This is a genomic window from Bartonella gliris (assembly GCF_045277155.1).
In the GTDB taxonomy this organism is placed as follows: Bacteria; Pseudomonadota; Alphaproteobacteria; order Rhizobiales; family Rhizobiaceae; genus Bartonella; species Bartonella gliris.
Map to the genome: position 1 here is coordinate 1132665 of NZ_CP123962.1, position 24318 is coordinate 1156982.

A 24318-nucleotide genomic window follows, 5' to 3' on the forward strand; every position below is an offset into this window, starting at 1 on the left:
CTCCTTATTTTATACACCGTAAACATAATTTTATATGTTAAAAAACAATAATATCCTTTTGAAATAATTGAATAAATACGCAAATTATTCTAAGATTTTGTATGTATTAAAATACAAATTTAAGGTAAGAAAAAACATGCTAAATAAAGTGATGTTAATGGGCTATTTAGGTGCTAATCCCGAAAGCAAAACAATGGCTTCTGGTGCAGAGGTGGTTAATTTTCGTATGGCAACTTCTGAGAGCTATACGGATAAAAATACCAATCAAAAAGTAGAGAAAACTGAATGGCATTCCGTGGTGATTTTTAATCCACATTTAGCAAAAATAGCGCTTCAGTATCTCAATAAAGGTTCAAAAGTTTACGTAGAAGGAAAATTACAAACACGCAAATGGCAAGATAAAAATGGGCATGACCGTTACACAACAGAGATTGTTTTACCACAATTCAAAGGCGAGTTGTATTTGCTTGATGCAAAGAAAGAGCAATCTGCCCCTTCATCCGTTACTTCTCAAAATTATGCTATTGCTTCAGGTGCTGCTGATCATAGTGCATCTCTTAATGATGCTATCCCATTCTGATTGATAAAATATGACAAAAAGAAAAAAACGTGCAAAACGTGGACGTCCTCGGATTAACGGATGTGCCAGAGAACCAAATGGACGCATCTCGCGAGCAAAAACACCGCGGGGACCTGTTGATCAATTGGCAATAGAAATGCGTGCTAAGCGTTTTGGTTTGACGATACAAGACGCCAAAAATCCACTTGCTGCTACCTATATCGGGCGGCTTTATTTGCAAGGCGAAATCAATCAAGACCAATATGATGCTGCACAAAAATATCTTGAAGTGAAAAACAATTACCTATGTGCAAAAGGATTGCCTAATGCAATTTATGATAACTTTACTCCTTCATCAAATGAGGAGGCACAAAAACGGTGGATTGAAAGAACAACTCATTGTTATGAAGTGACGAAAGAGGCTATCAAAGAAGCACAACACCTCTATAGACAGTATAATCTTTATGCTGCATTACAATATCTTGTTATAGAAGATCAATCGCTAACACATCTTGTTAGTTCTTTGCGTATTGTTCTTAATGTGCTTCATAAGCACTTTAGCCGTTAAAAAAGAATTGACATCAGATAAAAAATCATTAAAATGTGTATATATTTACACATTATGAGTTTAGGGAATGGAACAAGATAGCCGAAAAATCATTGCAAAATTAAAGCGTGATGGCTTTGAACTTGTCAAAGTAAAAGGTTCTCATCATAAATTAAAAAAAGATGGTAAGGTTGTTATTGTTCCACATCCTAAAAAAAATCTTCCGATTGGTACAGCACGTTCTATCGCACAACAAGCAGGTTGGTTAAAAAAAGGAGAAGAAAAATGAAAAGATTTTTTGCTCTTGTTCATAAAGATGAAGATTCTGCTTTTGGTGTTCAGTTTCCTGATTTTGAGGGACTTTTTTCTGCTGCTGATGAGGAAGAAAATTTAATCGCAAACGCAACAGAAGCACTTCAACTTTATTGTGAAGATATAGATATAGTGCCTATTCCTTCAAAATTTGAGGAAGTCATACAACGGGAATCTGTCAAAATAGCTTTGTCAGAAGGAGCTTTTTTAATACAAGTCCCCTTTATTGAAAATGATGCAGAAGTGGTACGTACGAATATATCTATTGAAAGAGGACTCTTACGTGCAATTGATGATTGTGCACAAGAAAGAGGTTTAACAAGATCTGCTTTTTTGGCAACAGCAGCGCGTCACGAGCTTAATATTTAGATTTTCTTCTTTTTTGGCTGTGTCAATACATACCTTTTTGTTTCTAAAAACACCATATTTAGGTAAAAAAATAAAAAAAATACAAGATCATGATTTTTTTGTTGACATGATGTAAAAAATCGTATTTAATGACGGCACGGCACTGGTCGTATTGTGTCTAAAATTCAAAAATATCCCCAAAAATTCAGTAAAATGTGAACTTGAAACGTGGCTAGAAAGCCCTGTTTTCTGGGGAATTCTGACTAATCTATTTTGCAAATAGCAAAAGCTATTTAATGACATTTATTGACCAATGATGTCATTAATTATGACTCAAAAGGAGCAATGATGAAAGTAATCATCACTAAGCCAATGTGTGTTGTTGGAGACAATAAAAGCACTGTTCGCTTTGAACCATCAACATCCAATAATCCATTTGTTGAAGTTTCCAATCAAGTCTATGCACGTCTCAAGCGCGCTAATGCTGCAAAACCTTTTGTTGACGTCAAGACAACAGCAAAAACAGACAAGGCAATTGAACAAATTAAGCAGATAGAACAAGAAGCCACACAAACATCATCTGAACCAGTGACAGAGAAAACCTCACTCGAACAGCCCAAAGCATCTAAAGCTTCCAAGTCACCTACCCCCAAAAAGGCTTAGAAGTTGAAGTTAATCATCCACCAAAAATGGTATCTTCAACAGGTAAAGGATACCTTCACCAGTCTTCAAGCACCACGCCTTAATTGGGCTTTGCGTAATGCTGTAAACACCTCTGCAAAACAAGTCGAACGCTTTGCAGAAAAACAAATTGCCGATGTTACATCCGCCAAATCAAAGCGTGTCAAAAAAGGCGTTTATATTAAAGGAAAGGCTACAGCAAAGCTTCTCGAGACAGATATCATTGGTTCTGGAACACCGATACCTCTTAAATTTTTTCAAGCAAAAGAAACAAAACGCGGCGTAACATACAAAATGTTTGGAAAAAAAGAAATCTTACCCCATGCTTTTATCAAAGGTGGGAGTTTTCCAAAGCGTGTTGAATTAAAAAAGCTGAATGGTAATGTGTTTCAAAGAGCGGATGGAGATCAATTCCCTATTGCAAAACAAGAGGGACCCTCAATTGCTGGGGTGATGTCCAAGCCAGAAATTGCAAGTGCTATCGCACAATATGCCAGTGAACGATTAATTGCCAACATACAGTACCAACTTGCTCGTCAAGAATATGCCGCCAATAAGAAAACTAAATAATGTTCTTAAGCTATGTCACCACACTACTCACTTTAATTGTAATTAATTGTAATTTTTAAAGCAGATTATCACTTGCGCTTTGGTTTTTTCCAGAAAAAATACAATAAAATCAATGCAAAAGGTACTTCCCAGCGGGTTGGGTCTGTTGCGGGGCAGGACAGCGCAAACTATCGCTAGCGACAGAATTTTCAAATCAACTGTACATTGTACACATAACATATTGATAAATAACGAATTTAATGTGCATTAATATACACACTATATAATCTATGATTATTCTTAGAAAAAGATTACATTGCCACTTGACAATATGGCGGCAATATGAATTTGAAGAGGGAAATGATTTTATAAAAACACAAGATTTGCAGTCCCCAAAATTGGGGAGCGCAAAATCTGGAGCTGTTATAGCAATTAATCATCACGTGTCTCACTCTAGATATATCGAAAAAGCTTTCCCTGATTGAACGCAATGAAATAAAGACACCAAGATCGTCACTATTTCATTGAGTGTGAGAAAAAATTAAGAAGCCAATTTGTTGATTATGATAATGACATACGCTTTGATTTACCAAGCCATTGGAAATGGCATGAATCCTACTGAAAAAGCTTTATATCTTTTAGGTCCTATCCATGTTCGTCTTAATCTATTTCTCCAGAGTAAACGAAGAAAACAGGAAATATAAAGCCTTAATTGAAGAAGAAAAGCAGTTTTTAGCAAAATCTATAGTAAAAGCTGCTTAGTTTAAAACATGATCTTATCTTCTCCATTTTCAGCACAGAAAAGATGTTAACTTAAGTAATGAGATTAGAAAAAAATGTTTAAATTATTTATTACTATAATAATTGTTGTGTTTTCACAGCATGTCTTTGCCGATGACAATGATAATAATAAAGTTTATCGGGCGGCTATGCAGTCTCCTGAAGAAGTAAAACGTGATGGCGGTTTCCTACCACGAGGGATGGATGGAACACGGCCTAATCAACCTCCACCAGATATAAGTTTATGGAATCATGTACATGGAACTGCAACAGGAATGTCACGCTATAATTCTGGCTATGTATCTACAACAAGATACTACTCTATTGCAGCTAATTGGATATATGATTACCTTAATCATGATGGTTATATTTATCATATCAGAGTTACCCCTAATTTCATTGATGTTAATGCATCGTTAGGGAGATTTTCTCCATATGAACATGAGCGAGAAATCGCTGCATTGGGTGTAATTCACTGGGAACAAATTATTGGGTGGCAAAGATCGAGCGGGGGAGTTGTTGGTCCATTTGTTCGGAATCCAGATTACAGAGAGCAATTATATGCGGGCCTTACATCAGGAGGAGCTCAACCGCAGCTAGCCGCTTTCCCTGTTGAACATCAAGCTTGGAATCTAGTGCCATGGGTTACATATGCTCACTGCCAGTTAAGATCATCCTGTTCCCCCATAAAATCAGCACAGATTTTTGGAACGGAGTGGTTTTGGAAATCTTATTACGCTATACTTGCAACACCATTTATTTATCTTGATTAAAATAAGATTACAAACATATCTACTTATACCGTAAATTATATATTTTATTTTATAATAACACATAAATAAAAAGAATAATCTTATTATTCATATTGTAAAGCCTCGTTCTTTAGAGCGTAAATATAAAAACAAATACTATAAACCATTGGATGTAGGACTTGCTGCCCATAGAACCGCCTATAAAGTGGATTACATAAGCAATCAGCAGTAGGAACTCACCGAAAAAAGCCAATCTACTTATATATTAAAGATCCTAGAAATCTTTATCCTTTAGGGTAAGGATGATATTAAATTCTACTAATTTAAATTTTAAAGGAGAAAACAATTATGAAAATTAAAGAAAAAATACTTCTACCCTTGATAATGATAATATCAATGATAAAACCCTCCATCGCTGGACCTTATGTAGAAGAGGGTCATATAGATTTTGTTACAATGAATATGAATACATATTACTGTACTTTACGAATTAATGGACAGTTAGGGAATTGGTACTGTAATAACATTGCTGGAAAAGCCATGTTTGATTTGGCTAAAATAGCTCACATTCTGAATAAGCCAGCAAAAGTAACATTTATGAGCGGTTACGTTGAATCGAAAGCTATATTAGACATTACTCTAGAATAACGTCAATATAAATTTACGTGTACCGCTATCCCTGCAAATACCTCAGATATTATTTTTCTCTCCGCTATAGTAAAAAAATGAGCTTACAGGTAGAAACTATTTTTTCACAAACATAGTTTTTACTTCTTGACAATATGGCAATAATGTGTCTATTGTCGAGCTAGGTGCCTGAAAAACACCGAACGATAAGCGGATAGATTACCGAAATAATCTCTTCCTGCCGAAATTTAAAAACTTTGACTCATCACATGCTTTGTAGCATATAGTGATTTTGTCGGGTGTGGTTACACTATACAATACCTTATGGGGAAAGTGTAACGACGGACTTATCGCCGTGTTTTTCAGCGCCCGGCATTCAGAGATGAAATTAGCAAAAATATCAAAAATTTATCAGAAGCCACTTGACAATATGGCAACAATATGAATAATCGAATCAGGTGCCTAAGAAACACCTTAAACACATAGCGGATAGATTGCCGAAACAATCTTTTCACCGCCAATTAAAAACTTTGACTCATTGTATGTTACACGCATATAATGATCTTGTCGGGTGTGGTTACGCTATACAATACCCTTTTGGGAAAGGTGTAACGACGGGCTATGTGCCGTGTTTCTTAGCACCCGGCACTCTTTAATTGAGTGTCATTAAGAAACCTTTAAGCACATAGGAGCCAAATTATGGCACAGTATTTAATTGATATACATCAAACCACAATTAATGGTGATATCGTTCAAACAGTCAACGCACGTAAATTACATGCGTTTTTAGAAATAGGTAAAGATTTTTCCAATTGGATTACTGACCGTATCAAAAAATATAATTTATTAGAAAATCAAGACTTTGTTTGCTCGCCAAATTTGGCGAGCAAAGGCAGAGGCGGTCACAATCGTAAAGATTATCATCTAACTTTAAGTGTAGCAAAAGAGCTTTCTATGCTTGAGAACAATAAGAAAGGTAGAGAAGCGCGTTTATACTTCATTGAATGCGAAAAGCTTGCAAAACAAGCAGCTACCCCACAGATAGCAGCACCACAAGTTGATTATTCCAAACCGGAAGCATTGCTTGGTGTTTTGAATCACTTACAAAGCCAAATAGAGCAGAAAGATCATGTTATTTCTGAATTAGCACCAAAAGCAAAAGCTTTGGATGGCTTAAAGCGTTCTGATGGTTTGTTCGGTTTGATAGAAGCAGCAAAAATGCTTGAAGTACGACCTAAGGACTTAACTGATTACTTGCGTAAACATGATTGGGTCTATCGACGGGCTCCAGGGGCGCCACTGTTACCTTATCAGGACAAGATCAAGAAAGGATTCATGGATTGCCCTGCTATTACCATTCAAAGACTGGATGGTACAGAGAAGGTACTACCTTCAACGAAAATCACACCAAAAGGATTGGCATGTTTGAGAGAACAAATCTTTGGGGGTGTGCAATGAATAGCAGTATCGACTTCTTATGCGATTTGTGGATGGCATTGTTTAAGCTTTCTAACCATCGAGGTATTGGAGATGAGGACTGCAATGCTATAGTTGAGGTTATGGAATCGGTCGTAGATGCTCTGGTTTTAAAGCTTCAAGATGACGTGCCCAATATTACAAAAATCTTGGCAATTTTGACAGATTTTGGAGCTTCAGAACTTCCACATCGTATGGATTCTTTGTTGCGAACTTATGAACCAAATTTGGAGCCTCCCATTAAAAAGGTTGCTTAACTCAAAAACAGAACTCTCCTCCCCGTTCTCAAAAATGGGGGGGTGGTAGTATACTCAATCTTTTGCATACAAATCATCAAATAGTTCATCTACAGAATTGAACTTTTTTAAGCTACCTTTATCTATCTTAGCAAATTCATCTGCTTTTTCAGCTTGTAAGACACTAACGTCGTAAGCAGCTTGCATGTTAAGCCAGAATTCAGCTGTAGTATCAAAAAAATAGGCTAATCGTAGTGCTGTATCAGGAGTTATCGGACTATTTTCCGCAACAATACGTTCTATCCTCGTGCGTGGAACATTCAATGCTTTGGCAAGGGCATAAGCAGAAAGAGCATATTCTTTTAAATATTCTTCTCGTAAAATTTCTCCGGGATGAATAGCACCATAATTTTTCATCTCGACCTCTTATAAATCAATGATAATCCACGATTTCAACTTTATAGGCATCATTAAAACACTACTCAAAACAAATACCAAAATAACTTTTAATGCTACCTTGGCTTTTTTACAGCTCTTTGATTTAACAACCGCTTGCTTTTTTTAAGACTTCACCCATACGTGTGCGCCAGTCTTTTCCTTGTTTTTTAAAAGAGGCAATAATGTTTGGGTCAAGGCGTAGAGTAACCGCTTGTTTAGGAGATTCAACGGGTGGACGCCCACGTTTACGGCGCTCTTCTGTTACATACTTAAAAAAGGAGGCTGGTAAAACGTCTTTAGCTGGCTTTAAGCGTGCAAGTTCTTCATCTGTTAGTGGTGGGGAATCCACAGCGTCCCAATCTTCTTTTGTGTAGCCACATCCTGTTTCAAAGGTTTTTTTGATAGTCATTGAAAACCTCTCTTTCTTTTTTATTCGCTTGACGAAAGCTGATAATGGATATTGCTTCATTGCCAAGCTTTGCAAAAACAATAACTGTTGTGCCATCCGCAAAATGTCCAATAGCCTTCATGCGGTTTGAATGGGTTGCATCAATAAAAGCATGTTCCCAGTCAAAGTAAATAACATCAGCAAAATCAAGCTTATGTTTATCAATGTTTAAAGCTCTTTTTGGTTCATCCCACACTATCTTCATATATTTTATGTACACGAAAAATAAAACCTTGTCAATAATTAAAGTGTACAATAATTCGTATATACCATTCAAAATGGAGCAACTATGAATAAGAAGCATCGGGAGGGGATATCGCTTCGTGCGTTTGCGAAGAAGATGGGTGTTTCACATAATGCGGTGGTTTCTCGGATAAAGACAGGTAAATTTAATGCAGCTCTTTTTGAAGATGGTTCTGTCAATGAAACCCTTGCAACAGCTATCTGGAATGAGAATCCAACAAAGCGCCCTGCTTCACTTTTAGCGCCTGATGGACAACCGCGGACAAAGATCAAACAAGCCTCCACAGATAGAGCCAATGAATACAAGATAAAACTGGAGCGAATGCAAGTTGCGCTAGCAAAAGAAAAGATTGCTCTGGAAAAGTTACGCGAAACAACCGTTGACCGTGAAGAAGTAAAGAGAGCAGCTCGTGAGTTTGGAAGAGCACACCGTGATGCTATGTTGAATTTTCCTCATCGTTTTGGTGCAAGCATTGCTGCACAAGTTGGATGTGATGCAGCTAGCCTTATCGGTGCTATCGATTATTACATGAGAACCGCTTTGCTTGAGGCGGTTAATATTCCAGTGCCTTTTCATGATCCTCATTCTCCAGAGTTAGAGAACTTGCAAGAAACGAATAATGGATGACAATGCAGTCGAAGAATTTTTCGCCAATGCCAATGACGCACGACAACCAGACCCACCGTACACGGTTTCGCAATGGGCGGACAAGAATAGGTATCTTAGCACCGTAGCAAGTGCTGAGCCTGGGCTTTGGAGAACAAAACGCACCCCCTATTTGCGCGAAATCATGGATAATCTTTCCTCTCACAAACCTATTGAAACAACCATTGTCATGAAAGGGGCGCAGGTTGGCATGTCAGAAGCAGGATTGAACTTCTGCGGTTATGCCATTCATTATAGTCCGGGACCTGCCCTTTATGTGATGCCGACAGTTGAGACAGCGAAGAAATTATCAAAAACCCGTCTTGACCCAATGATTATGGCAAGCCCCGCTTTAAGCGAACGCATTGCCCCAGCGCGGGCACGCGACAGTGGCAATACAATGTTTTCGAAAGAGTTTGATGGTGGGGCATTGATGCTTACAGGAGCAAACAGCGCAGCTGGTTTGCGTTCCATGCCTATTCGTTATCTGATTTTGGATGAGGTGGATACTTATCCTCTCAGTGTGGATAACGAAGGTGATCCGGTGATGATTGCCGAAAAGCGGACCTCAACCTTTGTGCAGAGAAAGATTTTTAAATTGTCTACACCAACCCACCGTGACACAAGCCGTATCGCCAAAGATTTCGTGCTAGGAGACCAGCGATATTACAATGTCCCTTGTGATGCATGTGGTGTTCTACAGCCCATTGTTTGGTCACAAATCAAGTGGCCAAAAGGCGCCCCCGAAAAGGCTGTTTTTGTTTGTGCGCATTGTGGTCATGAACATGCTGAGCACAGAAAAACAGATCTCATGTGTGAAGAAAGAGGTGCGTGCTGGGTGCCTACGAGTGAATCAAGTAGACCGAATTTGCGTTCTTACCATATTTCGGCACTCTATTCACCTTGGCTTACTTGGGGGGAATGCGCAAGAGAGTTTTTAGATGCCAAGGATGATCCAGCGCTTTTGCAGCCTTTTGTCAACACAGTTCTTGGAGAGCCGTGGGAAGACAGAACAGGTGAAGTTGTTGACCCTGATAGCCTCTATGCAAAACGTGAAGATTATCCCCTTGCACCAGAACAAGCCGTGTTGTTAACAGCGGGCATTGATGTGCAAAATGACCGCTTAGAACTTGAAGTGGTGGGATGGGGACGCGGTGAAGAAAGCTGGCATATTGATTATCACGTCATTCCTGGTGATCCCTCTTCTTTTGAAGTATGGGACCAATTGGATGAATATCTTACAAGACGCTGGCCACATCTAGGTTACAAAGACGGCATCAAGATAACGGCGGCTTGTATTGATACCGGTGGTGGACACACACAGGCGGTTTATAATTACGTGCGCCCCCGTGAGGGACGACGCATCTGGGGGATTAAGGGACAAGCGGGATGGCGTGCGGTATGGCCGCGCCGCCCAAGCAGAAACAATAAGGGGCAGATCAATCTCTATATTGTTGGTGTTGATGCGGCAAAAGATATTATCACGGCACGGTTTAAAAAATCTGGTCCTGAAGCATCGGGGGCTGGTGCAACACACTTTCACAAAAACCTTGATCGAGAATATTTTGATCAGCTAACCGCTGAAAGAAAAGTTATCAAATATTTTAAAGGCTTTAAGCGCATTGAATGGCAAAAAAGCGAAAAGGCAAGAAATGAAGCCTTGGACTGTAGGGTCTATGCTTATGCTGCTTTACAAGGTCTGATTTCGGCAGGAATAAACCTTAATCGAGAAGTCGATATCTTAGAAGAGCGTTTGGAAAAATTTAAAATTGAGGGCTCTTTAGAGCAGCCAACACCAAGACATGCCCCCTCTCCTTCTCCAAGAAGATCTCAGACAGCACAACCTCAAAAGAAGCCATTCAGAACGGTGATGAATCCTTATATGCAAGGGGATTGGAGGTAATTTATGGGTACAGACTTGAACCAAGTAAACAGCAAAACTGACAGACTGGAAAGTTTAAAAAGGCGGCGTGAACAAATTGAAGAGGCTCTTTATTCGGGAGCACAATCGGTGCGCCATGGCGATAAGCAAGTCAGCAACCGTTCTGTTGAGGAACTGCGCAGAGCGCTTGAGATGCTGAACACACAAATAGCGGACCTTGAAGGACGCAAGCGTTCACGCGTTTTCTATTTTAATATATCACGAGGCTATTAATGGCTGGCTTTATCAATAAACTCACGGACTTTTTTAAAAGTTCCAGTCATCACAATCCGCCTTTTGAAGCGGCAAGCAAAAGCCGCCGTATGGGTGGTTTTGACCCCGCAAAAAAACATATCAATAAAGCCATTGAGGAATGCGGTGATACCATTGTTGCCCGTTCAAGATGGCTTTATGACAATGAAGCTCTTTATGGGTCTGCAACGGAGGAATGGGTCTCTGCGGCTGTCAGTGATGGGATTAAACCTTATCCTCGTATTGAAGGTTTTCAAGAAGAAAAGAAAAAGCTTTTAGACTTATGGTGGCAATGGGTTGATGAAGCCGATTATGATGAAGATACCAGCTTTTATGGACTTCAAGCAACCATTGCACGAGAGGTCTTTTTAACCGGAGAGTGCTTTGTAAGATTGCATTATGTTGATCTCTACGGGCGCTCTGGTGTGCCTCTTCAATTGCAAGTTTATCCCACTGAAATGTTGGACCTTTCCTACAATGGACCGGCTGAGATTGAAGCAATTACATTCGTATGGGAATTGAATTTAATGCCAGTGGCAAGCGTGTTGCTTATCATTTTTGGAAACATCACCCCTATGATGATGTCCCTACAAATATGGCATTTGAGAGCCAAGAGCGCGTGCGTGTCCCTGCTGAAATGGTCCTTCATATCAAAGAGCGCCGTATTGCCGGACAATTGCGCGGTTCTCCCAAAATAACGCGCTGTATGACAAAAATCTTTCAACTCGAATCCTATGATGACGCAGAACTCGATAGAAAAAGGACGGCGGCTCTTTTCGCGGCGTTTGTCAAGGACAATTCACCAAACGTCGAAAAATTATCCGATAATCGTGATAAAAACAACGTTGAAGAAGAATACAAAGCGCCTGTCATTGCGCCCGGTGCATCTCTTTATTTAGGAGAGAATAAAGAGGTTACATTCTCAAATCCTGTTGAGGTTGGTGGTTCTTATGAAGCTTTTCAATTTCGCAATATCTTGAAAATTTGTGCAGCACTTAATATGCCTTATGCCGTTGTGACTGGAGACGTTACGCGCGGGAATTTTTCAAATGTGCGCACCTCCATCATTCAGTTTAGACGTCATGTTAAACAATGGCGTGAACATATCATTGCCTTTCAGTTTAATCGCATTATATGGGAGCGTTTTGTTGAAATGGCAGTGCTTGTCAAATGCGTCAATTTGCCAGGGTGGGAAGAAAATCCCTTGCCATGGCTTCAATGTGAAAGCTTTGCGCCCCCACTTGAAATGATTGATCCAAACAAGGATATCTCAGCGGAAAAAGAAGAAATCCGTGCAGGCTTGAAAACACGACGCATGGCACTTGCCGAGCGCGGCTTTGATATCGACAGCATTCATGCCGAAATGCAAGAAGAACACACAGATGCTCGTGCGCGCGGCTTATCTTTTGACACCGATATGGCGGCACCGGCTGGTAGCAATCAAGTAATTGATACCGCAGATTCAGACCCTTCTGAGACTTATGAAAGCAACCAAAGCAGTGAGGCACATGCAAATGGTGAATAATCTTGATATGCCGTTTTTGGCATCACGGCTTTTTGGTGTTCCCCTCATGCTTGCCTCCACAAAGCTTGATATCATTTTGAATGCTCTTGCACCACGGCTTTTTGCAGGAGAAAAGTTTCCCCTTAAGGCTTTTGCGCAAGGGGATACGGAAGCTTTCAGACCCCCTGAAACTTATGTAGTACAAAACAATATTGCCATAATACCAGTTCATGGCACGCTTGTGCGCCGCGGTGCATGGCTTGGGGCTCTCTCAGGATTAACTTCTTATGAAGGGTTAAGGGCTTCTTTTCGTGAAGCCATTGCACAACCTGATGTTCGCGCTGTTTTACTGGATATTGACAGCGGCGGTGGAGAAGCCGGCGGTGTGTTTGATTTAGTTGAAGAGTTTCAAACACTCTCAAAACAATACGACAAGCCCATTTGGGCGCATGCTAATGAATTTGCCTGTTCTGCAGCTTATGCCATTGCCTGTTCTGCTTCTCAAATATGGGTTGCTCGTACAGGGGTTGTGGGCTCGATTGGGGTTGTTTGCGCCCATCTTGACCAATCCCGTGCAGATGAAAAACACGGGCATAAATGGACCTTTGTCTTTGAAGGTGATCACAAAGTTCATGGCAATCCTCATGAACCCTTGAGCGATACAGCACAGATAAAAATGCAAGCAGATTGCGCCCTTCTCTACGAGATGTTTGTTGATTTGGTGGCGCAAAACAGACGCTTAAATGCTGCTGCAATTCGTGACACAAAAGCAGAAACTTTTATAGGCAGCCAAGCTCTCAAACTTGGATTAGCAGATGCGCAAGGGACCCTTGCGCAAGCTTTGGAATCCTTAACGAATTCCATATCACAAAACCCAACAGCAACAACAAAAGAAGGACAAAACACATGGCACGTACACAATACCGCGCTGAAGAAGATGATGATGAAAAAATTGTCGACATCATCAATGACGAAGAAGAGGACGAAGACGATAGTGACGTCGACAAAAACGCCGAAATCTTTGACGAAGAAGAAGACGAAGAGGACGAAGACAATGAGGACCATGAAAACAAGCGCGAAGATATGAAAGCCGTGCTTGAAAAAGAAAGAAAGCGCGCAAAAGCACTGACCAACCTTGAAAGGCAAGCAAAGCACTTAGGCGTTTCTTTTGACGCAGCAAAAGCTATTCAAAACGGTATGAGTCTCGAGAAAGCACGCCAGTGTGTGTTGGCGGCTGCTAGCTCTCAAAGCGCGTCTTTAAAAGTCTCGCCTTATACCCCTCATAGTGATGGGACGAGCAAGGCAAAGATTCATACAAAATGGGAAGCAGCTTGGAGGGCAGTGAAATGACGAATATTATTTATGAAGACGTACGCAATGGGGCTTATCTTGGGCCCTACGACCCTGATATGTCAAACGAAGAAGTGGTTTTTGCCTCAGGAGCATTCATTGAGGCAGGAACAGTCATGGGAAAGGTGACAGAAACGGAAAAATATATCCCCCTTAATCCAGCAGCATCAGATGGCAGCCAAACACCGGCAGGGATTTCTTTTGCCACTGTTGATGCAACAGAAGCAGATCAACGCGCCGTGATTACAGCACGCTTATGCACAGTGAAAGCTTCTGAATTGTTATGGCCAGATACAATAATTGATCAAGAAAAGATGGCAGCCATTCAGTCTTTAGAAGACAATAACCAAAATTATGTTACAATGCGATAGGAGATTATACGTATGGATATGAATTTTTTTAAACATGATGCTTTCTCAAGCATCACAATGATGAAAGCCATTGAAAACTATGAGTTTAAACCTGGTATTATCGGTTCTCTCGATCTTTTTGAAGAAATCGAGACGAGTACAGAAATCGTTGGCATTAAAAGGAGTGACATATCACTTATTCAAACCAGTGAACGCGGTATGTCTTTTGCAAATGATGACAAAACTGATTGCCCTCAATTTTATCAAACAACACGGATTGCCAAAAGTGATACCGTAAAATCAGAGGAAATCCAAAACCGGCGTGAATTTGGCACAGAAGATCAACTCGAGACAGCAATGAAATATATTGCCAGAAAACAAAAGAAACTGATTTCTGAAATCGAATTGACATGGGAAAATATGCAGCTTGGCGCTGTTCAAGGCGTTGTCCTTGATGCTGATGGTTCGGTGATTGTCGATTGGTACAAAGAATGGGAAATCACACCACCAAAGCCCATTGACTTTAAACTGAATAATGAGACAACCAATGTTGCTGACAATGTTGATCGGGTCATTATGAGGATGATTGAAGCTTCAAAAGGAGCATTTTCTGATCGTTCACGCATTATTGGGCTTTGTGGAAATGAATTCTTTTCCAAGTTGAAAAACCATAAAACAATTCGTGAAACCTATCTCAACACAGCTCTTGCACAAACACTCAATAGTGCTGGAGGGGGTGCAACACCAAGTGCAATTGGTTCTGGAAGTTTTGGTAGTTTTGATTTTGCCGGTGTCACTTTCATTAATTACCGGAGTGTTCATAACTATAATGTGAGTGCAAAAGCTGGAACAAAGCGTGCCATAGGCATTAAGCCTGATGAATGTCAATTCTTTCCTGTTGATGCGCCTGGTGTCTTCCAAAAAACCTTTTCCCCTAGTGAAAGCTTGGATTTTGCTAACACCGTTGGAAAACCTCTCTACACGATGCTTATCGTCGACCACGACCGTAATGCATGGGTAAAACCGGAGGTCTATAGCTATCCGCTTTACATTTGCACGCGTCCAGAAATGCTGTTTAAAGCCGTGATTGGAGCGAAATAACATGCGATGGCACGGGCTGCTAAATCAAATGGTTAAAGATGTACGCAATACCTTTGGGCAGCCCATCATCTACACGCGAAAGGACAATCAACAATCGTTTCAGATCACAGCGATTTACACCATTAAACATTCAGAATCGGACGCCGGAGGTAGAATCCCTACCACAATTGCAAGAAAGGAACTTGATCTTTGTATCAATGACATTGGAGGATTACCACCAAAACCTCAAGATAATGTTGTAATCATTTCCCCTGAAAACAGCAAAGCCCCCTCTTCTCAAGAGCACTTCGTGATCACAGATGTCCAAGCCTCTGAATCCGGTATGTATAAGCTTATCTTGCGGGAGATAAAGTAAGGATACGCTTATCATTTTTTAAAATAATGATATTACTGCTTGACATTGTAGCGACAATATGAATAATCGAATCAGGTGCCTAAGAAACACCTTAAAACAACAAGCGGATTGGTTGCCGAAATAATCAGTCTTCCGCACATTGTAAAGGCTTTGACTCATTATATGCGTATAGCGTATACTAGTCTTGTCGGGTGTGGTTATGCCATAAAATACCCTTTCGGGGGAAAGCATAACGACGGGCTTGTTGCCGTGTTTCTTAGCACCCGGCACTTTTTTTAAAGTGTCATTAAGAAACATCTATCAACAAGGAATTCATTATGAATACTCTTATAGAAATTAGAGAACAGGTTATTGATCAGGAAACTGTTCAAACTGTTAACGCGCGTGATTTGCATGCGTTCTTAGAGGTAAAACGAGACTTTTCCAATTGGATTAAAGACCGTATTATCAAATACAATTTAGAAGAGGGAATAGATTATATTTTAACGCTCGCCAAAACTGGCGAACGTCAAAATGTAGTGTTAAAAGAATATTATCTTACACTAAATGTAGCCAAAGAGCTCTCTATGCTTGAGAATAATAAGAAAGGTAGAGAAGCACGTCAATACTTTATCAAATGTGAACGGCTTTTGAAACAAGTAGCAACACCACAAGTTGACTACTCTAAACCCGAAGCATTGCTTGGTGTTTTAAATCACCTACAAAGCCAGATCGAGCAGAAAGATCATGTTATTGCTGAATTAGCACCAAAGGCAAAAGCACTTGATGGTTTAAAACGCTCTGATGGGCTGTTTGGTCTTATCGAAGCAGCAAAAATGCTTGAAGTACGACCAAAAGATTTAACGGATTACTTGCGAAAACATGATTGGGTGTATCGACGTGCTCCAGGAGCGCCTCTGTTACCTTATCAAGATAAAATAAAGAAAGGCTTTATGGATTGCCCTGCTATTACCATTCAAAGACCAGATGGGACAGAAAAGATACTGCCTTCAACGAAAATCACATCCAGAGGATTGGCATGTTTGAGAGAACAAATCTTTGGGGGCGTGCAATGAAGGTAGATACCAATTTTTTATGCGATTTGTGGATGGCATTATCTCAATTTTCTAGACATGAAAATATTAACGAAAAAGAGTGTACAGCTTTGGTTGACACTATGAGTATAGTGGAAAAAGCTTTGATTTTAAAACTTCAAGATGAGGTGCCTAATATACTTAAAATCTTAACAGTTCTAACAGATTTTGGCGATTCAGAACTACCGCATAGCATGGATTCTTTGGTGCGAACTTATGCTCCTACTTTGGAGTGCCCTGTTGTAAAAGCTGCTTAACTTTAAAAACATAATTTTATCTCCCCGTTCTCAAAAATGGGGAGGTGGTTAAGAGGCTTCTTTAGGTAAAAATTCGAAATGAACAGGCTTAAAACCCGTTAAGTCATAATCTGTAAGATCAGCAGTATCAACAAAGTTTTCTGCTTCTTTATCCGTCTTAAAAACGGGCATTTGTTTTAATTTAGAGGTTTTCATAAGAATTAATTTTCTTTTAGTACGTATAGACTTTTAAAAGATTCAAAGTTTAGAAGAAATGTATCTGTTTAAACTTACACCATTTTCAGCAGCTTGTATTGCAAGTTTTCTATGGAGTTCTGGTGGTATTCTTAATTGAAACTTACCACTGTATTTACCATGTGACAAAGGTACAGGAACTTCTTCTCCATTATGTTGCATGTCCTCAACAACTTCTGAAACAAGGTCCATAATGCCTTTTAAAGCTTTCTCTGCTTGAGAATCTAACCATGAAAGGGATGGGAATTCTGCACACAATCCGACATATTCCTCATCTTCTTGCGACCATAAAACACGATATGTATAATGATTATTGTTCATGTTTCATCCTTTCTATCGCTTGTAAGACTTGTTTGACTTGATAAGCTTTTGCTTTGTTACCAGAATCTTTTTGAATATTCACACGGGGGTCACCAAGCCACGGGGTTTTAAAAACAAAGTGGCTTGTACCATTGTTCCGCGGTTCTCCAAAAAAATGTACACACACAGCCAACAAATCTGAAAACTTGATGTTCTTTGGTGATGCTTTCATCAAGCTGATTGTTTTTTCAACTTTATTACTCATAACCAATAATAGTATCATTATTAATCCTAGTCAATCTTTTATACACTTAATTGGACAGGAGCCCCCATGCATCCGCGAGAGACGATCAGGGAAAATTTTGTTGCGTTGATCAAAGCAGCACAGACGGCAGCTGGTGACAATGTTTTCAATATGCGTGATTTCAACTTCTCCCCTGAGAACACGCCGGCAATTAATATCTCAACACAAAGTGAAACGATTGAAGATGGCTATGATTATGGAGTAAGGCGGCGTGTTTTAACAGTGGACGTTGAGTGCTACGACACACGAGAAAACGGTGCACGTTTTGTTGACCAATTAGCATGGCAAGTTGAGGAGATTTTCTACGCTAATCCCAATCTCAACAACACCGTTGAGACATGCCGCCTGCAAAATATTGCTTTTGCCTTTGGTGATAATGGCGCCCTAGCGCTCCATGGTGCAATTTTAACCTTTGAAGTCATTTATGTAACAAATATCCCCAACATGGATGAAGAAGAAGGCGGTGTAACAGCAAGACTCGTTGAACCTTTCTTAAGCTTTGAACCAGAAACAGGCGTGAGAAATAAAGATAAATACCATAAAATCGAGGTTACTCATGTTAGAGCGGCGCGATAAAGAAATCACAGATCTAAAGAGACGTGTGGCCAATATGGTTGTGGTGGGAAAAATTAGCCATGTCGACCATAAAAACGCACGCTATCGGATAAAAAGTGGCAATCTTGTCAGTGACTGGATTCCAGACACACAAGCCCGCGCCGGTAAAACACGCTCTTATGAAGGGCGCGATATTGGAGAGCAAGTAGTTGTTGTCTCGTCATCCGGAGATCTATCGCAAGGAGTGATTATTGGCTCCATTCATACAGATGCTAATCAAGCAGCCGATAAGGGCAGTATTCACCGAACGATATACCCTGATGGAACCAGCCTTGAATATGATGATGAACAAAACACTTATGGAATTCACATCAAATCAGGTGGAAAGTTTATCCTGACAATCGCTGATGGTGTGTCACTCAAAGGTGATGGTGGCAAGCTAGAGCTTACCGCACCGGAAGACATAAAGATTGTTTCAGAAAGCGATATAAATTTAAATGCAAAGGGCAGCATTTCTTTGAAGGCAGGTGGTGGCGTTTCACTGAATTCGGGTGATGGTCTCTCTCTTCATTCTGGGAGTAATGTTTCCATTCATTCAAGTGGACTAAAGCATAACGGCACCAATATTGGAAACAGCCATATTCATGGTGGTGTTTCCCCTGGTGGCTCTATGACAGGAGGTCCCAATTGAACAGTGGAATGGACCGTACAACGGGAAAGTCATTGACCGGCATTGATCATTTACGCCAATCAATCCTTGACATTTTGTCAACGCGGATTGGTTCGCGTGTCATGCGGCGTGATTATGGTTCACGCGTTGCAGAACTTATTGATGCACCGGTTAATAATGCTTTTGCTGTTGCTCTTTATGCCGCTGTTGCTGAGGCTTTAGACAAGTGGGAACCGCGTTTTAAACTGAAAAAAATTGATTTTAAAATGGTTGAGGCTGGACAAGTTTCTTTGTCCTTTGAAGGTATTTATTTGCCTTCAGGCAAGCCCATTACCATGGAAGGATTACTGATAAAATGAATGGAGTGCTTGCAAAACCCGAAATCATCACAGAACTTTCTTTTGAGGAAATACGCGCTGCTGCTCTTGCCCATTTAAAAGAGCTTTTGCCGGAATATACCATTCTTGAAAGTGATCCGGCTGTAAAAGTCATTGAGGCTTTTAGCTATCGAGAGTTGCTTTTAAGACAGCGTATTAACGAAGCGGCACGCAACAACATTCTTGATTTTGCAACCGGTGAATCTCTTGATGCTTTGGGAAATTGGCATGGTCTTGCCCGCATGGAGGGTGAAAGTGACGAGAGATATCGTGAACGCATAGAGCTTCATGCCCGTGGTGGCAATGGTAGCGGGACAGAACCCTATTACAAGCTTATAGCCTTAACAGCCGATAGTCGTGTTAAGGATGCGATTGTTTATCGTAAAGGCAAAGACCCAACCATCTATGTTGCTCTTTTTGGCAACAATGAAGAAGGAACAGCCTCTGAAGATCTCATACAAATAGTTTCAGAAGCTCTTAACAGAAAAAATATCATCATGACCAATGATACAATCATTGTTCACGCTGCTGTTAAAAAAGTGCTGGATTTAGAAGCAGATGTTTGGCTGTTACCAGAAACATCTTTGAAAATTCTCACAACAATGGAAACAAATTTAAGAGCAGCATGGAGACAAGAACAAGCCATTGGTCGTGAATTAAGTTTGTCGTGGTGGATTTCAAAACTCATGATTTCTGGTGTCCAGAAAGTCATAGCCATTACACCAACAAGGGACAGTATGGTTTGTGATGAAGAAGTTTTATCGATTGGAAAAATTACCTTAAACTTTAAAGGGCGTGCGCGCTAATGGTTGGTTCCCTTCTTCCCACAAACGCAACAGAATTTGAAAAGCGCCTTGCCGATGCTTGCGATTTTCATCAAGATATTGATGGTTCTGTTTTGGGGATTTCACGCTCTAAGCTCATCACACGCCCTCCCCGCTTCTTGCCATGGCTCATTGAAGAATACGGGCTTGGAGAGCTTACGCCTTATGTTCCAAATCTCTATGATTTAATTGATCAGGGGCTTGCCTGGCAGCGGATACGTGGCTCCCTTGCGGCAATAGAGATGGGGCTTGAGTGGCTAGGAATTTCTGCACGCTTTCAACCCGCCTGGACGGGGCGGGTATGGTGGAACGCCTTTCAACTTGATTTTGACAGCCTCCCTGAACGCAAAAGCCTTGAAGCCATTGAAGCGATTACCGACCTTTCCAAAAGTTTGCGCTCTGATTTTCGCCGTGGTGTTTATGGTTATGATGTGCAAGCCATGGAAGGCAATATGTCACGCCTTGATGACAGCATGTTGGAGTATGAAAGCGGTGTGTGCATAACAGCAGGGGGCACTTTGTTTTCCTTTGGGCGCACGACAGAAATCAATCACGTTCTCACAAAAGAAGAAGGCAGGCTTATTGGCAATTGGATAGATGATGGGGATGAAGAGTTAAGCTGGGACCAAATCGATTACCCATGGGACATGGCAAATTTTCCGTGGTGTTCGGTTAAAAAACATGAACGCGATATGTTGATGGCAGAGTGGTTTCATGGCCGCACGCTTTATCTCGTGTTAAGAGACAGCCAAGATGGCGTGATTGGGTATCGCAGATGCTATGCTGTAGCGCCTGTCGAACAGGCTTTGGAGGGTGTGTACAGCCATTGTGGTAACAGATTTAACCCTTCCACAACAGGCACTCTGTTGTTTCTGGCAGCCCGTACAGACTTTCACGATGTTGACCGGAAACAAGCAGCATTTGTTTCCATTCTCGTTCATGCATCTGTGGCAAAAGATGTCCCACTTGATATCCCCCTGGGCAAACTTTGGTGTGACGCCAATGAACTAAATGGTGGTGTGGAGATCCTCAAAACAGCTGTCAACATTCCTTTGCGTGCCGATGTTCGCGAACAATTCAAAATTTTATTGAGGTTTTAACATGAAGCATGAAAGTGGTTTACCCTTTGCAATTGACAGATCCGTTGGCAAGGACGAACAACAAAGCGTTGTCTTCTATGGCACGCGTCCCTTTATTCAAGCTGGTGAACTCAATGAGGTTCAAACCATCATAAGGGGACGGCATAACCGTTTGGGGCGCCTTGTGGCTAAAGAAGGCGACCGCGTGGAACGGGCTGATGCTTTTGTCAATAAAGAGACGAGGACCGTCACATTAACAGATGGCAAGATCTATATCGCCGGCGATATCTTTCCGGTCTCACAAGCCGTTCTCAATAATGTTTCCATGATTGGACGCTTGGAAATCGGTGTGAAGCTGCAAAAAAAGTGGGTAACCCATGAGGATGATCCAGAACTGTTGGGGCAAGTCCCTGGCACCTTGGCAGAAGGAGAGCCTGGTGCCGCACGCGAAACCGCACAACTTGTTTGGGCTCTGAAAGAAGATAACCAGCAAGGGACTTTCTTTCCTGTTTATATCTTACAAGATGGTGTTCTGATTGATCAAAAATCCCCCTCACTGCTTGAACCCGCCATGCAAGCCATTGCTACTTACGACCGTGCGCATGGGCATTATATCGTGAATGGCTGCCGTGTCACAGCCCTTGGAAAAGAGGGACAAAATCAAGTGTTTAGCATTCAAGAAGGGGAAGCCAATATCAATGGCTTTAAACGCAAGCGCTTAGCGGCTTTACGCCATGAAGAGCCAGAAGATTTTTCGACAAGCGTTGTTCCAAGCGAAACCCATATTTTTGCACCTCCAAAAGGACAAACAAGCTTTACCTTTCAACCCTATTACTTTCCCATTGCCGATATTCAATCTCTTTTACTGACAAAGGAGAAAACCGTTAACGTCACCCGTGGTGCGATTGCCGCAGGGCGTGATGGTGTCCCTGATAAAAGCATCACTTCTTTCATCAAAGTCATTCAAGGAAGCAAGGAATTTAAAGAAGGCACAGATTTTAAAAAAACCGGAGACACCATTGATTGGGCGCCCGTAGGAGACGAGCCTTTACCTGGCAGTACTTATAAGGTGACTTATCGCTATCATGCGCGGGTGAGTGCCGATAAAGTGACAGCGCAGGAAATTACCGTCTCAGGTGGGGCTGAGGGGGGTGATATTATCGTCAGTTATACTTATAAATTGCCGCGTATTGACCGCATAGGTTTCAATACAGGGGGCAATGTGGTTTATATCAAGGGGATTTCTTCAGACCAACCTATGGCACCAAGTGTTCCTGATGATGTCTTATCCCTTGCAACCATCACCAACAATTGGCTTGAAACACCACTTGTGGTCAATGATGGCACACGGGTTGCCCCCTATGATGAGATGTGGCGTTATTTTCAACGGGTGCTTTCGCTTGACCGGTTGATGCAGTTAGAGCGCATTAAAAGCAATGTCGACTCTAAAGAACCTGTTGCCAAAAAAGGCATGTTTGCTGATCCCTTTCTTGATGACTCTTACAGAGATGAAGGCTTTCAACAAACAGGAGCTGTAGGCAATGGCATTTTGCAGCTTGCTATTGATCCAACATTCTACACTGCTCCTTTAAAAGCGCCTGTTACGCTTGACTGGACAAATGAGGTGATCATTGCGCAAGAATTGACAACGGCTTGTGAAAAGATCAATCCTTATCAAAATTTTGCACCCCTGCCTGGTACAGTCACCCTCACACCCGCAACAGATTTTTGGCATGTCCAGCGCACCGATTGGCTCTCAAGCGTGACCAATCAACTCAATATGGGCTGGAACCGTGGCAGAACTATCCGTAACACAGAAGTGCGTGATGACCTCATCAGTGCAACCCAAGAGAAAATCGCTTTCTTAAGACAAATTACCCTTTCCTTCAAAATTGAAGGCTTTGGCAACGGGGAAAGACTAGAGAGCCTCACCTTTGATGGTGTGAATGTCTTGCCGAAGAGTTCCCTTTTTGCCAATTTCCATGGCACCATTGAAGGCAGTTTTAAGATACCTCAAAACATCACTGCTGGCACAAAAAATGTCGTAGCACGGGGGAGAGGTGGAACACTTGCAACAGGACTTTTTACCGGTCAAGGGGTGATTGATGTCAAAGTGATGCGGCGCACCACAACGGTGAAGATATGGACGCAAGTGGACCCACAAGCGCAGGTCTTTACCCCCGATGAAACACGGCAAATCACAGGAATTGACTTTCATCTGTGCAAAATCGGTAATCAAAACCATGATCTGGTGGTTGATTTGGTCACCACAGAAAACGGTTATCCGACTGCCGATATTCAAGCGCAAAGCTTTTATTCTATGAAGGGCGCAAAGCTAGGGTGGGCAGAGGCACGCTATGATGTACCACTCCTTATCCCTGATGACCGCTTAACGGCTTTCGTTATCAAGACAGATGATGCTGATCATTCTGTTTCACTGGCAAAGCTTGGGGATTTTGATACAGAACACCAAAGGTACGTCTCAAGTCACCCTTACGTGACCGGTCCCCGCTTTTCTTCTGTCAATGCGCAGAGCTGGACCGCCCATCAAGATGAGGCTTTAGCCTTTCGAGTGTTAGCCGCACGCTACACACAAACAGAAAAAACCATTGATCTTGGCACTTTTGATCTTGTGGACTGCTCTGATTTGCAAGTGCGTGCAGCCATTGAATTGCCTTCAAGCGATTGTTCTGTCATCTTTGAAATTGAAAGAAACAACGGCACAGTTTATCAACTCCTGCCCTTTCAATTGCTCAGCCTTACCGAATATATCAGTGAAAAGGTAAAGCTTCGCGCTATTCTCAAAGGCACCGAAAAGCTCTCCCCTATCTTGTTTGCGCCTGTTCAATTGATTGCGGGGAAAATTCATAAAACAGCCACTTATGTTACCCGTGCTTTTACCTTTGGGGAAAAGGCAAGGTTAACCAGCTATATCAAAACATTTTTACCGGGCGGTGCAACCTTTACTTGCGAGATGCAGCTGGATGATGGTGCTTTTGTTCCTCTCACATTAGACGAAACAGAGCAGTTATCCGAACCTCTTTGGACAGAACGAAAATTTGTGAGCAGCGACAAAACAGCCAAACAAGCGCGCCTCAAACTCACGCTTACCGGTGGACCAGCAGCGCGTTCCATGGTGTGTGATTTTGGCGCCGGCATATTGTGATGGG

The 24318-nt window shown here is 41.4% G+C and carries 33 protein-coding genes and 2 pseudogenes; 29 read left to right on the plus strand and 6 right to left on the minus strand.

What is annotated here, in order from left to right; all coding sequences use genetic code 11:
* Positions 1-136: 136 nt before the first annotated feature.
* The 11 genes and pseudogenes from ssb to QHG54_RS05085 all read left to right on the plus strand — a co-directional run bounded on the left by ssb (position 137) and on the right by QHG54_RS05085 (position 6888).
* Entirely contained in the window at positions 137-580 is a 444-nt protein-coding gene (ssb, locus tag QHG54_RS05035) for a single-stranded DNA-binding protein (protein ID WP_317992686.1), read from the plus strand.
* 10 nt (positions 581-590) lie between these two features.
* Complete coding sequence (locus QHG54_RS05040) at positions 591-1127, plus strand: hypothetical protein (RefSeq protein WP_317992685.1); 537 nt, start codon at positions 591-593, stop codon at positions 1125-1127.
* Positions 1128-1194: 67 nt separating this feature from the next.
* A complete protein-coding gene (locus QHG54_RS05045; protein ID WP_007553727.1) occupies positions 1195-1395 on the plus strand; it encodes a type II toxin-antitoxin system HicA family toxin in 201 nt (66 codons plus the stop codon).
* On the plus strand, positions 1392-1787 hold the full coding sequence (locus QHG54_RS05050) for a type II toxin-antitoxin system HicB family antitoxin (RefSeq protein ID WP_012754737.1): 396 nt from the start codon (positions 1392-1394) through the stop codon (positions 1785-1787). Before QHG54_RS05045 ends, QHG54_RS05050 begins: the two co-directional genes overlap by 4 nt.
* Before the next feature lie 327 nt (positions 1788-2114).
* Complete coding sequence (locus tag QHG54_RS05055; protein ID WP_406604537.1) at positions 2115-2429, plus strand: hypothetical protein; 315 nt, start codon at positions 2115-2117, stop codon at positions 2427-2429.
* Between the two features lie 3 nt (positions 2430-2432).
* Positions 2433-3017: a hypothetical protein gene (locus QHG54_RS05060; protein ID WP_406603955.1), complete on the plus strand. Its 585-nt coding sequence runs from the start codon at positions 2433-2435 to the stop codon at positions 3015-3017.
* 426 nt (positions 3018-3443) lie between these two features.
* Positions 3444-3758, plus strand: a pseudogene (locus QHG54_RS05065) (phage antirepressor Ant); the annotation flags it as partial.
* 74 nt (positions 3759-3832) lie between these two features.
* Positions 3833-4549 (plus strand): enterotoxin A family protein, encoded by a 717-nt coding sequence (locus QHG54_RS05070; protein ID WP_406603956.1) that lies wholly within the window; start codon positions 3833-3835, stop codon positions 4547-4549.
* A gap of 327 nt (positions 4550-4876) precedes the next feature.
* Positions 4877-5176: a hypothetical protein gene (locus QHG54_RS05075; RefSeq protein ID WP_317993601.1), complete on the plus strand. Its 300-nt coding sequence runs from the start codon at positions 4877-4879 to the stop codon at positions 5174-5176.
* A gap of 678 nt (positions 5177-5854) precedes the next feature.
* Positions 5855-6613, plus strand: a complete 759-nt coding sequence (locus QHG54_RS05080; RefSeq protein WP_406603957.1) for an antA/AntB antirepressor family protein — start codon at positions 5855-5857, stop codon at positions 6611-6613.
* On the plus strand, positions 6610-6888 hold the full coding sequence (locus QHG54_RS05085; protein WP_317993603.1) for a hypothetical protein: 279 nt from the start codon (positions 6610-6612) through the stop codon (positions 6886-6888). The genes QHG54_RS05080 and QHG54_RS05085 overlap by 4 nt, the downstream gene beginning before the upstream one ends.
* A 54-nt stretch (positions 6889-6942) precedes the next feature.
* Here the strand turns inward: QHG54_RS05085 and QHG54_RS05090 are convergent, their stop codons facing one another.
* The 3 genes from QHG54_RS05090 to QHG54_RS05100 form a co-directional block, all read right to left on the minus strand.
* A complete protein-coding gene (locus QHG54_RS05090; RefSeq protein ID WP_317993604.1) occupies positions 6943-7284 on the minus strand; it encodes a HigA family addiction module antitoxin in 342 nt (113 codons plus the stop codon).
* 124 nt (positions 7285-7408) lie between these two features.
* Complete coding sequence (locus QHG54_RS05095) at positions 7409-7714, minus strand: BrnA antitoxin family protein (protein ID WP_317993605.1); 306 nt, start codon at positions 7712-7714, stop codon at positions 7409-7411.
* Positions 7692-7958: a BrnT family toxin gene (locus QHG54_RS05100; RefSeq protein WP_317993606.1), complete on the minus strand. Its 267-nt coding sequence runs from the start codon at positions 7956-7958 to the stop codon at positions 7692-7694. Before QHG54_RS05100 ends, QHG54_RS05095 begins: the two co-directional genes overlap by 23 nt.
* An 84-nt stretch (positions 7959-8042) precedes the next feature.
* Between QHG54_RS05100 and QHG54_RS05105 the strand changes: the two genes are divergently transcribed.
* From QHG54_RS05105 to QHG54_RS05160, 12 genes and pseudogenes are all read left to right on the plus strand, one after another.
* Positions 8043-8624, plus strand: a complete 582-nt coding sequence (locus QHG54_RS05105; RefSeq protein WP_406603958.1) for a hypothetical protein — start codon at positions 8043-8045, stop codon at positions 8622-8624.
* A complete protein-coding gene (locus tag QHG54_RS05110) occupies positions 8617-10545 on the plus strand; it encodes a phage terminase large subunit family protein (RefSeq protein ID WP_406603959.1) in 1929 nt (642 codons plus the stop codon). The genes QHG54_RS05105 and QHG54_RS05110 overlap by 8 nt, the downstream gene beginning before the upstream one ends.
* A gap of 3 nt (positions 10546-10548) precedes the next feature.
* On the plus strand, positions 10549-10797 hold the full coding sequence (locus QHG54_RS05115; protein WP_317992681.1) for a phage head-tail joining protein: 249 nt from the start codon (positions 10549-10551) through the stop codon (positions 10795-10797).
* An 89-nt stretch (positions 10798-10886) separates the two neighbouring features.
* A pseudogene (locus QHG54_RS05120) lies at positions 10887-11234 on the plus strand (phage portal protein); the annotation flags it as partial.
* A 92-nt stretch (positions 11235-11326) separates the two neighbouring features.
* Positions 11327-12340, plus strand: a complete 1014-nt coding sequence (locus tag QHG54_RS05125; RefSeq protein ID WP_406603960.1) for a phage portal protein — start codon at positions 11327-11329, stop codon at positions 12338-12340.
* Positions 12330-13406, plus strand: a complete 1077-nt coding sequence (locus QHG54_RS05130) for a S49 family peptidase (RefSeq protein WP_406603961.1) — start codon at positions 12330-12332, stop codon at positions 13404-13406. The genes QHG54_RS05125 and QHG54_RS05130 overlap by 11 nt, the downstream gene beginning before the upstream one ends.
* Positions 13403-13669 carry a hypothetical protein gene (locus QHG54_RS05135; protein WP_406603962.1) on the plus strand — a complete coding sequence of 89 codons (267 nt, stop codon included), beginning with the start codon at positions 13403-13405 and terminating at the stop codon, positions 13667-13669. Before QHG54_RS05130 ends, QHG54_RS05135 begins: the two co-directional genes overlap by 4 nt.
* The gene (locus QHG54_RS05140) at positions 13666-14040 is read left to right on the plus strand and encodes a head decoration protein (protein WP_406603963.1); all 375 of its coding nucleotides are present in this window, start codon (positions 13666-13668) and stop codon (positions 14038-14040) included. The genes QHG54_RS05135 and QHG54_RS05140 overlap by 4 nt, the downstream gene beginning before the upstream one ends.
* A 12-nt stretch (positions 14041-14052) precedes the next feature.
* Positions 14053-15120, plus strand: coding sequence for a major capsid protein (locus QHG54_RS05145; RefSeq protein WP_406603964.1), 1068 nt, complete (start codon positions 14053-14055; stop codon positions 15118-15120).
* A gap of 1 nt (position 15121) precedes the next feature.
* Positions 15122-15475, plus strand: coding sequence for a hypothetical protein (locus tag QHG54_RS05150; protein WP_330167805.1), 354 nt, complete (start codon positions 15122-15124; stop codon positions 15473-15475).
* A gap of 317 nt (positions 15476-15792) precedes the next feature.
* Complete coding sequence (locus QHG54_RS05155; protein WP_406603965.1) at positions 15793-16530, plus strand: antA/AntB antirepressor family protein; 738 nt, start codon at positions 15793-15795, stop codon at positions 16528-16530.
* Positions 16527-16805: a hypothetical protein gene (locus QHG54_RS05160; RefSeq protein WP_406603966.1), complete on the plus strand. Its 279-nt coding sequence runs from the start codon at positions 16527-16529 to the stop codon at positions 16803-16805. Before QHG54_RS05155 ends, QHG54_RS05160 begins: the two co-directional genes overlap by 4 nt.
* Before the next feature lie 48 nt (positions 16806-16853).
* On the opposite strand, the gene QHG54_RS05165 is transcribed toward QHG54_RS05160, so the two are convergent.
* Genes QHG54_RS05165 through QHG54_RS05175 form a run of 3 tightly spaced genes read right to left on the minus strand, consistent with a single transcriptional unit; the run spans position 16854 to position 17622 of the window.
* Entirely contained in the window at positions 16854-17000 is a 147-nt protein-coding gene (locus tag QHG54_RS05165) for a CopG family antitoxin (protein WP_330169491.1), read from the minus strand.
* Between the two features lie 42 nt (positions 17001-17042).
* Positions 17043-17360, minus strand: coding sequence for a toxin-antitoxin system HicB family antitoxin (locus QHG54_RS05170; protein ID WP_330168544.1), 318 nt, complete (start codon positions 17358-17360; stop codon positions 17043-17045).
* Complete coding sequence (locus QHG54_RS05175; protein WP_317993613.1) at positions 17350-17622, minus strand: toxin HicA; 273 nt, start codon at positions 17620-17622, stop codon at positions 17350-17352. Before QHG54_RS05175 ends, QHG54_RS05170 begins: the two co-directional genes overlap by 11 nt.
* Positions 17623-17670: 48 nt before the next feature.
* Between QHG54_RS05175 and QHG54_RS05180 the strand changes: the two genes are divergently transcribed.
* The 6 genes from QHG54_RS05180 to QHG54_RS05205 are packed head-to-tail and all read left to right on the plus strand — an operon-like array spanning position 17671 to position 24314.
* Positions 17671-18219: a hypothetical protein gene (locus QHG54_RS05180; protein WP_406603967.1), complete on the plus strand. Its 549-nt coding sequence runs from the start codon at positions 17671-17673 to the stop codon at positions 18217-18219.
* Positions 18200-18889, plus strand: coding sequence for a phage baseplate assembly protein V (locus tag QHG54_RS05185; protein WP_406603968.1), 690 nt, complete (start codon positions 18200-18202; stop codon positions 18887-18889). Before QHG54_RS05180 ends, QHG54_RS05185 begins: the two co-directional genes overlap by 20 nt.
* Positions 18886-19227 (plus strand): GPW/gp25 family protein, encoded by a 342-nt coding sequence (locus QHG54_RS05190; protein WP_406603969.1) that lies wholly within the window; start codon positions 18886-18888, stop codon positions 19225-19227. The genes QHG54_RS05185 and QHG54_RS05190 overlap by 4 nt, the downstream gene beginning before the upstream one ends.
* A complete protein-coding gene (locus tag QHG54_RS05195; protein WP_406603970.1) occupies positions 19224-20051 on the plus strand; it encodes a baseplate J/gp47 family protein in 828 nt (275 codons plus the stop codon). The genes QHG54_RS05190 and QHG54_RS05195 overlap by 4 nt, the downstream gene beginning before the upstream one ends.
* Entirely contained in the window at positions 20051-21169 is a 1119-nt protein-coding gene (locus QHG54_RS05200) for a phage tail protein (RefSeq protein WP_406603971.1), read from the plus strand. Before QHG54_RS05195 ends, QHG54_RS05200 begins: the two co-directional genes overlap by 1 nt.
* Before the next feature lies 1 nt (position 21170).
* Positions 21171-24314, plus strand: coding sequence for a DUF4815 domain-containing protein (locus QHG54_RS05205; protein WP_406603972.1), 3144 nt, complete (start codon positions 21171-21173; stop codon positions 24312-24314).
* Positions 24315-24318: the final 4 nt, after the last annotated feature.